Origin of the sequence: Leptolyngbya sp. UWPOB_LEPTO1 (assembly GCF_017302695.1) — a bacterium.
Lineage (GTDB): Bacteria > Cyanobacteriota > Cyanobacteriia > Leptolyngbyales > Leptolyngbyaceae > Leptolyngbya > Leptolyngbya boryana.
This window is the reverse complement of the sequence record NZ_JAFLCJ010000003.1, coordinates 11,429-27,340: the sequence shown is the minus strand read 5'-3', so window position 1 is coordinate 27,340 and position 15,912 is coordinate 11,429. Positions and strand designations below refer to the sequence as shown.

Genomic DNA, 15,912 nt, shown 5'->3' with positions numbered 1-15,912 from the left:
TTGTTTCTTCCTCCTGCAAAAGACACATGCGACGAATTGCAATTCAGCAGATAATTGATCTGCGGTGGGGGAGAAAGATGTTATGAGCGGAGACGAACAGCCAAATTTGTCAAACTTAAATCCTTCGTCTCAGATCTCCCAAACGTTTGCAGCAACGATTGATCATCTGACAACAATGGTGCTCGATCGGTTTGCTCAAGAAGCAACCGAGAAGCAGCTTTTTTATCACAACCAAGACCATGTTCGAGATGTGCAGCGACGTTCGCAGCAGATTTTTGCTTTGATTGCTCCGAAGCTTGATCCTGAAATTGATCGAGAGCGGACTCAATCGCTGCTCGATTTTTGTGCGATCGCGCATGATCTAGTGCAGCAGTTTGACCCGAATTCTCCACCGCATACGACTCGTCAGCGGCAGCCTGGTGTCAGTGAAAGAATGACGATCGAGCAACTCATGCGCCTGATTGATCAGCATAATCAACAGACTTCTGACCGTGCTGCACAACTGACTGAGACGGATATTGCAGTCATTCAACAAGCAATTACAGCCACGATTTGTACTTATAATTTACAAGAACAAGCCATCTACCAACCTTTACTGTATAGTGGCGAACCTTTGTCGATCGTCAGTCGAATTCTTGCTTTAGCAGACTTAGGAACTCTGGGAATTGATGGGATTGAAGTTTACAACCGAGAAGGTAGCTTACTGTTTCTAGAAGAAAATCCTGATGTTGTTTCTCTTGTGCAAAGCGGTGAAATCTATCAGCTTGAGGAAACTGACCCGACACTTGCTGAGAATATTCGTCAGCGTCTACTCAAGCGATGCCGTTTCCAGATTAATTTTGCCAAGAGTCGTTTGTCTCACCTAGAACAAGAGCTTCAAGGTTTTCCGGCAGCGATACACCCTGTATTACTAACAAAGATATTTCGGCATCTATCTCCTGCAACGATTCAGACGCTCGAAGCGATCACACCGACTGAACCGGATACGCCTTTGAATGTCCTACTCAAGTTCTTTCAGTTTGAAAAATATGTGCCGCGATCGACTGAATAACGTGCTTCTGAAATGAGGGCAAGTGATCGATTCAACCTCAAATCCAACGATCTAGACGGATTCCAACAGGTGACTGAGTTCATTCTCCCGATGTTGGAGGCGCTCAGCGAGTAAAGCCACAACAAAACGGTGAATGTTCGATGCCAGCATTGGGTCAGAGGTTTCAATCCGCTCGAACGTTTCAGCCGATAAGAAATACAAGGTGCTTGGCTTATCGGCAACGACAGATGCCATGCGTGCTGTGCGACGATAAAGCCCCATTTCCCCGATCGTGTTCCCGATGGTGTAGGTTCGGATTCGTTTGTTCTGTTCATCGCCGAAATTTAGCACCACACTGACTTGTCCCGACGCAACAAAATACAATCCATCAAACGGATCGCCTTGATGAAAAAGATATTCTCCTTCTGCTAAGTGGCAAACTTCCAGGCAACTCATTAAGCGATCGACTTGTTTTGGATCAGAAAAGTCAGCTTTGAGATGAGCCGCTAACGCCGCTTCGGGTGTCTGTATCTGATCTTCACACAAGGGATGATACTGTTGCAGCACTTTGCCTTCGTACCATTCTAGCCCTCGGTCTAAATCTGCAAAAAGATGGCAGAAGGGATCAGTGTCCTCGAGACATTCCCCCTGTTCTAATCGTCGCTTTGCTTGCGTAGACAGATGAGTATAGACCAGATGAATCTGTTTTTGGTGTGCAATCTGTTTGAGTTTGGCAAAGCTCAGAACGGCTGAAGCATCGAGATCTCTCACCATCCGAAAATCTAAAATCACATAGCATACAGGCGGTAGCTGTTCGTCATGAATGCGATCGCGCACTTGATTCAGCAACTTGGTGGCTGTCCCAAAAAAGATCAATCCCTGCAATTCGACGATGTAAGCTTGATCTCCCTGCGCTTCGAGTGTGTCTAATTCATCAGAAGTCCACAACACATTACTATGATGGTAAGTCCCATTACTAATCCGACGAATCACTGTAATCCGACTGTAGCTAATCACAAATAGGACAATCGCTGCTACTAATCCCACTCCCATGGCCTGGAGAAAGCCAACCGTAACCGTCACAATCACGATCAGCACAATGATGGCATAATCTGCACGAGCAAACTTAAACCACGCTTCGTAGAGCCATTCGTTAAAAAACTCGAGCGTAATCAACAACGGCATCCCAATCAAAATAAACTTGGGAAAGAAAGAGAGCAATGATGCCCCGCCCAACAGCATTGCTAGACACATTGCTGCAACAATCCATCCCACTAATCTGCCTCGCGCTCCTAACTGATGAGACAACGCATTCTCCCCAGCACTGGCAAATCCACCGACTCCGCCTCCGAATCCTGCAAGCAAAGAAGCAATTCCTGCGGCTTTCAATTCCTGATTGAGGTCGAGATCCCGCGATGCAACCAGTTCAACGCCATTACAGTGCAGCAGTAGCGCGATCGCTGAAATCAACCAGAGCGCTGCAAGCGTCGGAATCTGTTGAATGATCACATTCCAGTCAGCCTGCTGAATAGCCTCCAAGCTGACAAAGCGATACAGTCCATCACTCGGAACATTGCCTAACAGCCAGCCTCGCTCTGTTGCGTCAGCGATCGAGGTTCCTGTCACCGCGAGAGCTGCATAAAAAAGCGCCACTGCCCCGGTAATGATACCTGGATAAACTAAGACATGCGTAATCCGCTGAGGTAACACAAACATCGCTGTTGCAAATAATGCTCCTGGAAACCATTGCAACAAAACATTCGTCTGAAAGAAAGCTGCCAGCGAAAACGGCTGCAAATTTAGTCCCGATACAGTCTGAAATGCTGCCACCAAAAGCAGCGCACCAATACCTGCAAGAAAACCGCCCACAACCGGATAGGGAATAAATCGAACAAAACTGCCAAGTTTGAACCAGCCCAATCCCAGAAAAATGATTCCTGTGACTAAGCTATTAATCGCCAACGTTGCGACAACGGTCATGAGCTTTTGCTCAACCGATGCATCGGGCATCGCAGCCACAATCTGTCGGGCAATCAGACTAAAAATCGGAACCGTCACTTCTGCGATCGTCGCCACGATCGCAGGATATGAACTGAGGGCAGAAACCACAGCACTGATGATCACCGAACTAAAAAGAAGTAGCCCAATGCCGAACGGCATATAGGGTGCTAGCTCTCCTGAGAAGATAAGCGCCCCAAACGATACTGCACTCGTCACGGTGAGCAGACCCATGATCGCGCCTGCAATACTATTTGAGATCATAAATCCTGTAGCTGCTGATTTGGACTCTGCGATAGGAATCACTGCGGTTAGAGAATAAAATAGAAACTTATCTAGATGTGCTTATCCTATAGAACTTCGTACAAGTCTAGACCGCTCAATCCAGAATTTCCTACTTCGGACATATTTAGGGTAGAACGGAAATTTTTGTTGAAATATAATTTTCCAACCTCAAGGAAGATGTGGGTAATATACACCTGTTGATAAAGTTGCGAAACCTATGCTAATTCAGCAAAATTCTGAGAGGTGTTTTAATAGTATAAAAAAGCTCAGCGCTCACGGTGTCATTCCGGGCGGATGAACGTGTATCAGCGATAACTCTCGAAACGTTCTCTTAGTTTTAAGCTCATTAAACTCATAAGTTGTATCTAACGCAATGTTGCTGCTCCTGTTTCATATTGGAAACAATCTCTGTGCGATCGACACGAGTAAAGTGGTTGAGATCTTACCAATGGTGATACTGAGAAGTATTCAACCTGCTCGTCATTCTGTTGTCGGAGTTTTTAACTATCGTGGACGGATTATTCCTGCTGTTGATCTTTGTCATCTGATCAGCGACAAGCCTAGCCAGATTTGTTATCGCACTCGTATGATTTTGGTGCAAAGTGCGACTGATGCAAAGCCAATTGGTTTAATTGCAGAACGAGTCAGCGAAACCTTAAAAATCTCGATCGAGGAAGCAGAGACAGCAGAATTCATCACTGAATCTCCTGAACTGGGGAAACTCTTGCTCACCGAGCAGGGTATGGTGCAACTGATTCACTGGGAGCATCTTGTCTCAGATGCACTTGCAGCACTCCCGAATGAATCAAAGGAGGGTGAAGGGTGCAAGACTCGATTGAACTCATTCTGAAACAGAAGTTAGGACTCGATGCGAATAGCGTGGGTTCGCGAATCATTGCCCGTGCGATTGCACAACGTCAGGCTGCCTGCCAAGTCCTTGATCAAGCTGCTTATCTCGCCCTAGTTCAAACGTCGCCTCAAGAACTCGAACAATTGATCGAAGCAGTCGTGATTCCGGAGACCTGGTTTTTCCGAGACAAAGGCGCTTTTGCAGCGCTGCAAGAATATGCGCAAACGCAAAGACTGTGCCATCCTCATCAGGTGATGAAACTGCTGAGTTTGCCTTGCTCGACTGGAGAAGAACCTTATTCGATCGCGATAACACTGTTAAAAGCAGGATTCACTCCTGATCAATTTCAGATCGATGCGATCGATGTGAGTCAACAAGCGTTAGCGAAGGCAGAACGAGCAATTTACAGTCAAAAGTCATTTCGAGGCAACAGTCTTGCAGAGTGCGATCGCTATTTTCAGCAGACAAATGACGGTTATGCAGTGCGCTCAGAAATACGTAAAACCATCAATTTTATACATGGCAACATTTTGCAACCGCATTTCTTGATTGCAAAACAGTATCACGTTGTTTTTTGTCGCAATTTATTAATTTATCTCGACCGCTCTGCTCGCCTGCAATCGATTGATGCACTTGACCAAGTTCTTTTGCCCCTCGGTTTACTGTTTTTAGGAGCGGTCGAAACTCCCCAACTTGCTCATCGAGCTTATCAATTGATCCATTATCCTGCTGCATTTGCCTTTCAGAAGCAGTCTCCAGACAATCGGTTACTTACACCCGGCTCTAAACTGATCAAGCAGAAACAACCTCATCAATCCTCAAATTTATCGAATCTCATCAGACAGCAATCGAATTCGATCGCTCTGCCACCTCCGCAGTCTGAACCTACTTTATTAGAGACGGCTCAAGACCTTGCCGATCGCGGAAAACTCCTATCCGCTGCAGAAATTTGCGAATCCTATATCAGAACCTATCCAGGGCAGGCTCCCGCCTACTTGCTCCTCGGACAGATTTATCAAGGACTCAATCGGCTCAAACAAGCAGAACAATCGTTTCAAAAAGCACTCTATCTGAACCCAGACACTTACGAAGCATTAATCTATCTTGCGCTGTTGAAAGAGCAGCAAGGCAATAACATAGAATCACAGCGGTTTAGAAAGCGAGCAGCGCGGCTGATCAATTCAGGATATTCGTCTTCATCAGGTAGTCAACAATGATTCGATCCATGTGGAACAACAGCACAAATCGCATTTTACTCGGTTATTCTATCCCGCTTCTCGCCTTGTTGGGATTGAGTGCGATCGTGTATGGCTCAACCACACGCACGTTTCAACTTCAGCAGGAAAGCAATCGCATCGAGCGGCAAATCCGCAACGTCAACGGCTTGGTCGATGGGCTGAATCGGATGATTGGTCATGCTCGCGCTTATGTGATTTTTCCGGGCGATCAGACTGCGACAAATGCTTATGAGGATGCGCGTCGATCGTTTGCAGAAAATGCCAGAAATGCAGCCACGATCGCAGATGCTCAAACCCGACCCGACGTCATCAGCTTGACTCAATCCGGTGAGAACTATGATCGAGTCTTACAAACGGTGTTTCAGCTTGTGGATGAAAAACAGCTTCCCCAAGCAAGAGCAGCAGTCCGAAAATCTCGAATTGTCGATGCAGTTGCTCAGCGCGATCGCGTTGTGCAAGAACTCCAAACTCAACTCGATCGCAACAATCAAGCAGTTCAAGATGCACAAAATGGTCTACTCAGGTTGATTGTGATTGGAACTGGATTGACCTTTTTAGCAACTTTAGTTGCTGCTTTAGCAACAACTTTACCCTTGCGACGCCAGCTTCCTCCCGTTGTCGATGCAGCGACTGCGATCGCTCAAGGCGATCTGACTCAATCAATTCCCCACAGCACAGACTCAACTGAAATTGGACGATTGCTGAGAGCGTTTGAGGGCATGACCAAAAGCCTCAATAGTCTGATTAGACAATCCCAGCGATCGGGAATTCAAATCAGTACTTCGACGACACAAATCGCAGCAGCAGGCAGACAGCTCGAAGCGACAGTCAATGAACAAGTTGCCTCAATGCATGAAGTCAAAGCAACGTCTCGTCAGATTGCAGCGACCAGTGGAGAACTTGCAAAAGCGATGAATGATGTCGAAGACATTGCTCAGGCGACCACTCAAGCCGCCTCAAGTAGCCAGGACAATCTCAACAAAATTCAAACGGCGATGCAAGGCTTAGTCAGTGCCACGCAGTCGATCGCGTCCAAACTCAAAGTGATGGATGAAAAAGCAAACAGTATTAACAATGTCGTCACCACGATTACAAAAGTCGCGGATCAGACGAATTTACTCTCGCTGAATGCAGCGATCGAAGCGGAAAAAGCAGGAGAATACGGAGCAGGATTTGCGGTCGTGGCAAGAGAGATTCGTCGTCTGGCGGATCAATCTGCTTTAGCAACCTTAGAAATTGAGCAGATGGTCAAAGGGATGCAAACGTCTGTGTCTTCGGGAGTGATGGAAATGGATCGATTTAGCCGCGAGGTGACGCAGTATGTCTATGAAGTCGGAGACATTAGCCACCAGATTGCGAGCTTTATTCAAGAAGTCCAAGGACTTGCGCCCCAGTTTGCAACGATTACTCAGCGTATGGATGAGCAATATCATGGTGCCGAGCAAATTAGTATCGCGATCGCTCAATTGAGTGATGCTCATTTGCAAACGATGCAATCGCTTCAAGAGACGAATAATGCGTTGACTCAGCTTGATGATGCAGCGCAGGGGCTACAACGAGAAATTTCTCAATTTAAAGTGTAATGGCGATAGAGAACTGCTGGAATCAGATTGGTGTCGAAGGAGATCGCTCTTGTGAACGCTTGGAAAGCGTGCAGCATTGTGGAAATTGTTCAACGTACCTGGCAGGCGGACGTAGCTTACTCGATCGTGAAATTCCATTCGATTACCTGCAAGAATGGACACAAACGCTGGCACAGCCGATCGAATCTCAGCTTTCTAGATCACAATCCGACCTGCTCGAAATCAGCCAGGTTCGACAAACTCTATCTGCGATGATTTTTCGTCTTGGGAGTGAGCGTTTTGCCTTACCTGTGTGTCTGTTGCAAGAGGTTATTCGTCCTATCCCCATTCACACGCTGCCGCATCGCAGCAATGACCTGTTTCTAGGATTAGTCAATTGTCGAGGCGAAATTTTGCCCTGTGTCTCATTAAGTCAGTTTCTCCAAGTTGAAATGCCGATTGATCCAACTTATAGTCGTTTGAATTTAAAGCGAATGATGGTCGTTGGGCAGCACAGACCGCTTTGGGTCTTTCCAGTAGACGAAGTGTATTGTGTGCATCGATTTGATCCATCTGAACTGCGAGATCCACCTGTTGTCATTGCCAAAGCAAGCCAAGCCTATACCGCAGGGATGATTGACTGGACTAACGGAAAGGTCAATTATCTGGAGATTGATTCTCTGCTCGATACTCTTGATCGTCGGTTACTCTAAACCTATGTCCGACTACTCGATGCTAGAACTATTTCGCCAAGAAGTGAAGGTTCAGGTCACTCGCCTGAAGCAGAATTTTATGCTGTTTGAGCATCAGTCTCCGTCTGCAAATGAGATCCAAGATGCACTTCATGCTTTAGAAACGGTGCATGGGTTAGCGCAGATTGTCGAAGTAGAAGCAGCCGTTATGCTCTCTGAAGCGATGCAGAGCCGATTGAAAATCATTCAGCCTGAAAAGCGTTTGGACAGTATAGAGTGCGATCGCTTGATTCAATCAGCAGATTGGCTACTTGAAATGAGCTTATTAGAGGACTCAGAGCGTCACAATTGGATTGCAAATCACCAGCAAGCGATCGTAGAAATTCAGGCAAGTCCGACAACAGATTCCTTACCTCTTACTCCAGATTCCTTACCTCTTACTCCAGATTCCCAGACTCGAAGCAATGTTTCTCTTGCTCTGATTGATTCCCAGATGATGGATCTGTTTCGTTTAGAGGTTGAAGAACAAGCCAAAACCCTCAATCAAGAGTTACTGACCTTAGAAGCAAATCCGACAGTGACCCAACCTTTAGAAGCATTAATGCGTGCGGCTCACTCGATTAAGGGTGCAGCTCGCATTGTCGGCATTGATGCGGCAGTCGGTTTAGCTCATACGATGGAAGATTGTTTTGTCGCAGCTCAGAATCGTAGCTTAATCCTGACTGCTGAACTAGTTGATTCATTGTTGAGTGGTGTTGATCTCTTGCAGTATCTTAGCCAAGTCAGTGATCAGGACTTACCGAACTGGATCGAGCACCACCAAGCCGCGATCGCGGCTGTACAATCGAGCATTCAAACCCTACGAAAATCCCCCACACAAGTCTCTGATGTTGCCTTACTCCCGATAGCATCGCCGCAGCAGAGTCTCAACCTGAATCAGCTTTCTCCGATCCAAAATGGCAAAGATCTGAACTCGTCTGACTCATCAACTCAGGATAGTGCTCCCTCTTCTCAGCGAGTTGTGCGGGTGAGTGCAGATAATCTGACTCGTATGATGGGACTGGCAGGAGAATCGCTGATTGAGGCAAATGCTTTACCTGCTTTTGCGGATAGCTTGAGGCAGGTACGATCGCGACAAATTGAACTCTCAACGACTCTAGAAACCTTAGAGCCGCATGTAAATGCGATGTCGGATAAAGTGACTCAAGCGTTATTTGAAACAGTTCGCCAGCAGGAGCAGCAATGCCGAAATCTCCTCAGCGATCGCTTATCAGAACTCGAAGACTTTATTCGTCGTACCACCAATTTATCCGAGCGTCTTTACCAGGAAGTCATTACTTCTCATATGCGACCCTTTGAAGAAGGAATGCAAAACTTTCCTCGGATGGTACGTGACCTAGCTCGTAGTCTCAATAAACGGGTCAAACTAGAAATTCTCGGTCAAACAACTTCGGTCGATCGTGATATTCTCGCCAGATTAGAAGCCCCGATCACGCACATCTTACGCAATGCGATCGATCATGGGATTGAGTCCCCTGAAACGCGCGTTGCAGCAGGCAAATCTGCTGAGGGAACAATCCAGATCGAAGCCGCTCATCGGGGTGGAATGCTCGCGATCGCAATTACGGATGATGGAATAGGAATTGATACTCAGAAATTGCGGCAAGCAATCATTGCCCGACAGCTTGTAGCTCCAGAGATAGCCGCAAAACTGAGTCACAGCGAATTGATGGAATTCCTATTTCTACCTGGGTTCTCTCTATCAGAACAAGTGACTGAACTATCCGGTCGAGGCGTTGGACTCGATATTGTTAAACGTATGGCGCAGGAAGTCGGCGGAACAGTGCGGGTGACTTCTCAGCCAGGCAAAGGAACAGGGTTTTACTTTCAGTTGCCGCTGACCCTCTCAGTTGTCCGAACTTTACTCGTCGATGTCGCAGGAGAAGTTTATGCATTTCCATTGTCGCGCATTGATCAGATTGTCACAGTAGAGCAGTCTGAGATTTTTACGGCTGAAAATCGTCAATACTTCACCTTTGATCAGAATAATATTGGACTCATTCCGCTCTACCAGGTACTAGATTTATCTCGTCCAACGGGCACTTCTGAACGCTATTGGGTGGTGATGCTCAGTGATCAATCTGCTACTTATGGTTTGATCGTCGATCGCTGTTTGGGAGAGAAAGAACTGGTTGTGCGTCCGCTTGATCCGCGACTCGGAAAAGTTCAGGATGTGAGTGCAGCAGCATTGATGAATGATGGTTCTCTTGTGCTGATTCTAGATGTGTCTGACCTCATTCGCTCCACCAATCGACTCTTACAAAATACGCGCCTTGCAAAAGTCAGCGAACTCCGATCGCTGCAACATCAGCAGAATGCAAAACGAGTCTTAGTCGTTGATGATTCGATCACCGTGCGAGAACTCGAACGGAAGCTACTTCAAAATCATGGCTATGTCGTCGATATTGCAGTCGATGGTATGGAAGGATGGAATGCGGTCAGGTCTTACCCTTATGATCTCGTGATTAGTGATATTGATATGCCGCGAATGAATGGCATTGAGTTGATCAAAGCGATTAAACAACATTCCCGGTTTCACGCAATTCCGGTGATTGTTGTGTCTTATCGCGATCGCGAAGACGATCGAATTCAAGGATTAGAAGCAGGGGCAGATTACTATCTGACTAAAAATAGCTTTCATGACGATACGTTGATTCGAGCGGTTACTGACCTAATTGGCGAGTAGAAGAGATGAGAATTGCAATTGTAAACGATATGGTGATTGCGATTGAGGCGATGCGGCGAGTTCTACTCTCTGTCGCGGACTATCAAGTCGTTTGGATTGCAAAGAATGGGGCAGAAGCGATCGCGAAATGTATTCAGGACACCCCTGACCTGATTTTAATGGATTTGTTCATGCCTGTGATGGATGGCGTTGAAGCAACTCAGCAGATCATGCAGAAAGCTCCCTGTGCGATTTTGGTTGTGACTGCCGACATGAAACAGAGCGCAGCAAAAGTATTTGAGGCGATGAGTTATGGTGCGCTAGATGTCGTGAATACGCCGATTCTCGGCAGTTCCGGCGATCCCGAAATGACGCAAGCCCTGCTTCGGAAAATTTCAACGATCGAGAAACTGATCTGCAAATCTGCTCACCCTTCTACTATGATTCGCACAACTCCGACTCGGTCTTTTATGCCGTCTGTTTCTACTGCGCCTGATCTAATAGCGATCGGTGCATCGACAGGTGGTCCTAAAGCTCTAGCAACGATTCTGGCTCCCCTACCCGCTAGCTTTGATGCAGCCATTCTGATTGTTCAGCATATTGATGCACAGTTTGCCGAAGGCTTGATCGATTGGCTGAATGATCAAACAGCACTGACGGTAAAAAAAGCTATGACCGGAGATCGATTGACGAGCGGCACAGCCTTTGTTGCCTGTACGGATGATCATTTAGCGATGCAGTCAAATCGTACTTTAGCTTATGTGAAAGAACCGCTTTACTATCCTTACCGTCCCTCTGTGAATGTTCTGTTTAAGAGTTTGGCACAATACTGGCGACCGCCTGGAACAGCAATCCTATTGACTGGAATGGGGCGTGATGGAGCCGAGGGATTAAGCCTGCTTCAGCAACAAGGTTGGTACACGATCGCTCAAGATGAAGCGAGTAGCGTTGTGTATGGGATGCCAAAAGCAGCGATCGAGCTACATGCCGCATCAGAAGTTTGGACTCCAACAGAAATTGCTCGCCACTTAACTGCAAAACATTCGTGATGTCCTATGAACGAGCCGATTACAGTCTTACTCATTGACGACCAAGCCATCATCGCAGAAGCAGTGCAGCAGATGCTTGCTTCAGAACCCGATATCAGCTTTCACTACTGCAATAATCCACTGCAAACATTAAAAGTGGTGCAAACTTGCCGTCCGACTGTGATTCTCCAAGATCTCGTCATGCCCCAAATAGAAGGGCTGTTGCTCGTTCGACTTTTACGATCGTCAGATGCACCCACCCATCAGATTCCTTTAATTGTCCTATCGAGCAAGGAAGATCCCGTGATTAAAGCTCAAGCTTTTGAGTACGGGGCAAACGATTATCTGGTTAAATTGCCCGATCGCGTTGAACTTCTGGCTCGAATCCGCTATCACTCTAGAGCTTACACCAACTTGCTCAAGCGCGAAGAGGCAGAAGCGCTACTCCGCCAGGAAAATGAGGAACAGGCGCTTTATATTGAACAAGTGAATAAAATTACGGACGCAGCTTTTGCTGTGGAGCAAAATCAGTTCGAGGCAAAGCAGTTAGATGAAGTAGTCGATCGACAAGATGAGCTAGGACAACTGGCACGCGTTTTCACCCAGATGGTCAAAACGGTGAAAGTTCGAGAGGCTGAACTGGAGCGCTTGAAGGATTCTCTAGCTCGGTTTTTTCCAGAGGAGTATCTGCAATTTCTGCGAAAAGATAGTGTGATTGATGTTCAACTGGGCGACTTTGTCAGTAAAACCATGGCAGTGATGTTTAGTGACATTCGTTCTTTTACGACGATTTCTGAGAATATGTCTCCCCGCGAAAACTTTGACTTTATCAATGCTTACCTCAAACGAGTCAGCCCTGAAATTCGCAATCACTATGGCATTATCGTCAAGTTCTTAGGCGATGGCATGATGGCAGTTTTTCCGGATGGAGCCGATGATGCGATCGCTGCTGGAATTGCCAAGCATCAGCGCGTTTGGGAATATAACCAACAGCGTTTAGCAAGAGGCGATCGCCCTATCCGGATTGGCATTGGAATTCACGTGGGGCATATGATGCTCGGTATGGTTGGGGAAAGTAACCGCATTCAAGGAGATGCTTTTTCTGACAATGTTAATCTCACGTCTCGATTAGAAGGTCTGACGAAAGTTTATGGCAGTGCTCTCCTGATCACTGGGCAAACGCTCGAACAATTGAGCAATCCTGAAGCGTATGACGTTCGCTTTCTAGCCAATACGATCGTGAAAGGACGGACTGAGCCGATTTCTGTGTATGAGATCTTGAATGCTGAAGTCGAAGCAATGCGAACGCTAAAACTCCGGACTCTACCTCAGTTTCAGCAGGGGATTGCTTACTACCAAGATCGCGCCTTGACAGAAGCTAAAACTTGTTTCGAGCAGGTGCTTAGCATTCATCCTGACGATCGTATGGCTCAGCTTTACTGCGATCGCGTTGACGCTTTACTATCACAAGGGATTCCTGAAGACTGGCAGAACGTTGGGTCTTTTGAATCATTCTGATTGCGAACCACAAAGCCCAGAACTGACGATTCTATGAACGAATTGCGATCGCACTGGCATGTCTAGATTTATTGACATTGCAGCATTCGGAGAAACGGGAAGAAGGCGATCGTTAACCTGGCTGCCAGTTTCCCTAAATTGCCAGTCAAGTCAATCAACCTGCGGCAAGATAAGATAAATATCGCACTTATCAATTTTTTGGACTTCAATGGCTACTCCTCTCAGCGGCGCTCAAATTCGGCAAACATTTCTTGATTTCTTTGCACAGCGCGGACATCAACCGTTGCCTAGTGCGTCGCTTGTGCCTGAAGATCCAACCGTTCTGTTAACGATCGCGGGAATGCTTCCCTTCAAACCGATTTTTCTGGGTCAGCAAAAATCGGAATTTCCGCGGGCAACGACCTCTCAAAAGTGTATTCGGACAAATGATATCGAGAATGTCGGACGGACGGCTCGACATCACACCTTCTTTGAGATGTTGGGAAACTTTAGTTTTGGAGACTACTTCAAGTCGCAAGCGATCGCTTGGGCATGGGAGTTATCGACGAAAACGTTCGGCTTGCCTCCGGAGCGGATTGTCGTCAGCGTTTTTGAGGAAGACGACGAAGCCTTTGCAATCTGGCGAGATGAAGTCGGAATTCCCGCTCACCGAATTCAGCGCATGGGTGCGAAAGATAATTTCTGGAATTCAGGGCCTACAGGACCTTGTGGTCCTTGCTCAGAGTTGTATTACGACTTTCATCCAGAATTGGGAGACGACCACATCGACCTCGAAGACGACACGCGATTTATTGAGTATTACAACCTGGTTTTTATGCAATACAACCAGGACATTGATGGAAACTTAACGCCACTCCAGAATAAGAACATTGATACTGGAATGGGCTTAGAGCGGATGGCACAGATTTTGCAGAAAGTGCCGAACAACTACGAAACGGATTTGATTTTCCCGATCGTTCAAACTGCCGCAAAGATCGCTGGCATTGACTACTCAACCGCAGATGAATCAACAAAAGTCTCGCTCAAAGTCATTGGGGATCACATTCGAGCAGTCGTGCATATGATTGCAGACGGCATCACGGCATCGAATGAAGGGCGGGGCTATGTGCTGCGGCGATTAATCCGGCGGGTCGTTCGACAAGGGCGATTGATCGGCATTGATCGAGATTTTACAACTGATGTTGCCGAAACTGCGATCGCGCTTTCTGAATCGGCTTATCCGAATGTCCGGATGAAAGAAACGGTTGTGAAATCGGAACTCAAGATCGAAGAAGAACGGTTCCGTAAAACGCTCGATCGCGGCGAAAAACTACTCGAAGAAATTCTGAACCGAGAAACCAAGCAAATCTCTGGCAAAGATGCGTTTGAGCTATACGATACTTACGGCTTCCCGGTGGAACTCACAGAAGAAGTCGCGATCGAGAAAGGCTTAACGGTCGATATGAAAGGCTTTGAAGCTGAAATGCAAGCCCAACGCCAACGCGGTCGCGATGCTCACAAAACCATTGATTTAACCGTTCAAGGAACCTTAGATACCTTAGCTGAAAACTTACAAGGCACTGAGTTTCTAGGCTACAAGCAACCTTCTACTCAAGCTGAAATTCAACTCTTGTTAGTCAATGGTGAACCTGTTGATCGAGTCGAAGCGGGTACAGACGTTCAGGTGATCTTAAATCAGACTCCGTTCTATGCAGAATCGGGCGGACAGATTGGCGATCGCGGTTATCTCTCTGGCGAGGATCTGGTGATTCGAGTCGAAGATGTGAAAAAAGAATCGGCTTTCTTTGTTCACTTTGGACGAGTCGAGCGTGGCACAGTTCGATCTGGCGATAAAGTCACGGCGCAAATTGATCTCTCGTGTCGTCGTCGAGCGGCTGCAAATCACTCTGCAACGCACCTACTTCAAGCGGCACTGCGGAAGATTGTCGATGAAGGCATTTCTCAAGCTGGATCGCTAGTAGACTTCGATCGCTTAAGATTCGATTTCAACTATTCCAAGCCACTCACCTCAGAGCAAATTCAGCAAATTGAAGAACAGATCAATACCTGGATTGCAGAAGGTCATCAAGCTGAGATTGCAGTCATGCCGATTGCCGATGCTAAAGCAAAAGGTGCGATCGCAATGTTTGGTGAAAAGTATGGCGATGAAGTTCGTGTCATCGATTTTCCTGGCGTTTCAATGGAACTTTGTGGCGGAACTCACGTTGCGAACACCGCTGAAATTGGACTCTTCAAAGTCGTGTCTGAAACAGGCGTTGCAGCGGGAATTCGTCGGATTGAAGCAATTTCCGGGGCATCGGTACTGGAATATTTGAATGTTCGAGACAGTGTGGTCAAAGATTTGAGCGATCGCTTTAAGTCGAAGCCTGAAGAGATTCCCGATCGCATTACTGCTCTACAAACCGAGCTTAAAAACACTCAGAAGCAACTCGAAGCCGTTAAGGGACAATTAGCTATCGCCAAAGCTGATCAACTTCTGGCTGAAGTTGACACTGTTGGCGACTTCAAAGTGCTCGTTTCTCAGTTAGAAGCTGTTGATCCCGCTTCTTTACAAAAAGCAGCCGAGCAATTGTTGCAGAAGATGGGTGAAGGAGCAGTCGTTTTAGGATCTGTCCCAGAAGCCGGAAAAGTCAGCTTTGTGGCTGCCTTTAGTCCGGCTGTTGTCAAGCAGGGAATGCAAGCTGGAAAATTAGTCGGCGCGATCGCGAAAATCTGCGGTGGCGGTGGCGGCGGTCGTCCAAATCTTGCACAAGCAGGTGGACGAGATGCAAGTAAGTTATCCGAAGCTTTGACAGAAGCAAAGAATCAACTGAAAGCTGGATTAGTCAAGTAGAGTAACATTGGTTTTTCACGAGGGAAACGATTGAGTCATTGCATTTCGACTTTGCTCAACGCTCAAAATCCGAGGGATGTGTGAGTTGAGTGAAGTCGAAATCCAGACCCAACCAAGGAGCACAACTCAATCACTATGCTCCTGAATGGGAAG

The 15,912-nt window shown here is 46.9% G+C and carries 10 protein-coding genes; 9 read left to right on the top strand and 1 reads right to left on the bottom strand.

What is annotated here, in order from left to right:
• The first annotated feature begins 82 nt into the window (after positions 1-82).
• Complete coding sequence (locus J0L70_RS05425; protein WP_287453458.1) at positions 83-1,051, top strand: hypothetical protein; 969 nt, start codon at positions 83-85, stop codon at positions 1,049-1,051.
• Positions 1,052-1,102: 51 nt separating this feature from the next.
• Here J0L70_RS05425 and J0L70_RS05420 read toward each other — a convergent pair whose 3' ends face one another.
• Entirely contained in the window at positions 1,103-3,292 is a 2,190-nt protein-coding gene (locus J0L70_RS05420) for an SLC26A/SulP transporter family protein (protein WP_287453457.1), read from the bottom strand.
• Between the two features lie 394 nt (positions 3,293-3,686).
• Between J0L70_RS05420 and J0L70_RS05415 the strand changes: the two genes are divergently transcribed.
• The 8 genes from J0L70_RS05415 to alaS all read left to right on the top strand — a co-directional run bounded on the left by J0L70_RS05415 (position 3,687) and on the right by alaS (position 15,759).
• A complete protein-coding gene (locus tag J0L70_RS05415) occupies positions 3,687-4,163 on the top strand; it encodes a chemotaxis protein CheW (protein ID WP_287453456.1) in 477 nt (158 codons plus the stop codon).
• The gene (locus J0L70_RS05410) at positions 4,136-5,380 is read left to right on the top strand and encodes a CheR family methyltransferase (RefSeq protein WP_287453454.1); all 1,245 of its coding nucleotides are present in this window, start codon (positions 4,136-4,138) and stop codon (positions 5,378-5,380) included. The genes J0L70_RS05415 and J0L70_RS05410 overlap by 28 nt, the downstream gene beginning before the upstream one ends.
• On the top strand, positions 5,377-6,984 hold the full coding sequence (locus J0L70_RS05405; RefSeq protein ID WP_287453452.1) for a methyl-accepting chemotaxis protein: 1,608 nt from the start codon (positions 5,377-5,379) through the stop codon (positions 6,982-6,984). The genes J0L70_RS05410 and J0L70_RS05405 overlap by 4 nt, the downstream gene beginning before the upstream one ends.
• Positions 6,984-7,676: a chemotaxis protein CheW gene (locus J0L70_RS05400; RefSeq protein ID WP_287453451.1), complete on the top strand. Its 693-nt coding sequence runs from the start codon at positions 6,984-6,986 to the stop codon at positions 7,674-7,676. The genes J0L70_RS05405 and J0L70_RS05400 overlap by 1 nt, the downstream gene beginning before the upstream one ends.
• Before the next feature lie 4 nt (positions 7,677-7,680).
• Complete coding sequence (locus J0L70_RS05395; protein ID WP_287453450.1) at positions 7,681-10,401, top strand: hybrid sensor histidine kinase/response regulator; 2,721 nt, start codon at positions 7,681-7,683, stop codon at positions 10,399-10,401.
• Between the two features lie 5 nt (positions 10,402-10,406).
• Positions 10,407-11,429, top strand: a complete 1,023-nt coding sequence (locus tag J0L70_RS05390) for a chemotaxis response regulator protein-glutamate methylesterase (protein WP_287453449.1) — start codon at positions 10,407-10,409, stop codon at positions 11,427-11,429.
• 6 nt (positions 11,430-11,435) lie between these two features.
• Positions 11,436-12,926, top strand: a complete 1,491-nt coding sequence (locus tag J0L70_RS05385) for a response regulator (RefSeq protein ID WP_287453448.1) — start codon at positions 11,436-11,438, stop codon at positions 12,924-12,926.
• A gap of 208 nt (positions 12,927-13,134) precedes the next feature.
• Positions 13,135-15,759 (top strand): alanine--tRNA ligase, encoded by a 2,625-nt coding sequence (alaS, locus tag J0L70_RS05380; RefSeq protein ID WP_287453447.1) that lies wholly within the window; start codon positions 13,135-13,137, stop codon positions 15,757-15,759.
• Positions 15,760-15,912 lie beyond the last annotated feature (153 nt).

What these genes read in the sequence shown, in the direction of transcription:
- J0L70_RS05415 (WP_287453456.1), top strand. Translation starts at nt 3,687, where the DNA reads ATGTTGCTGCTCCTGTTTCATATTGGAAACAATCTCTGTGCGATCGAC.
- J0L70_RS05425 (WP_287453458.1), top strand. Translation starts at nt 83, where the DNA reads ATGAGCGGAGACGAACAGCCAAATTTGTCAAACTTAAATCCTTCGTCT.
- J0L70_RS05395 (WP_287453450.1), top strand. Translation starts at nt 7,681, where the DNA reads ATGTCCGACTACTCGATGCTAGAACTATTTCGCCAAGAAGTGAAGGTT.
- J0L70_RS05405 (WP_287453452.1), top strand. Translation starts at nt 5,377, where the DNA reads ATGATTCGATCCATGTGGAACAACAGCACAAATCGCATTTTACTCGGT.
- J0L70_RS05420 (WP_287453457.1), bottom strand. Translation starts at nt 3,292, where the DNA reads ATGATCTCAAATAGTATTGCAGGCGCGATCATGGGTCTGCTCACCGTG.
- J0L70_RS05390 (WP_287453449.1), top strand. Translation starts at nt 10,407, where the DNA reads ATGAGAATTGCAATTGTAAACGATATGGTGATTGCGATTGAGGCGATG.
- J0L70_RS05385 (WP_287453448.1), top strand. Translation starts at nt 11,436, where the DNA reads ATGAACGAGCCGATTACAGTCTTACTCATTGACGACCAAGCCATCATC.
- alaS (WP_287453447.1), top strand. Translation starts at nt 13,135, where the DNA reads ATGGCTACTCCTCTCAGCGGCGCTCAAATTCGGCAAACATTTCTTGAT.
- J0L70_RS05400 (WP_287453451.1), top strand. Translation starts at nt 6,984, where the DNA reads ATGGCGATAGAGAACTGCTGGAATCAGATTGGTGTCGAAGGAGATCGC.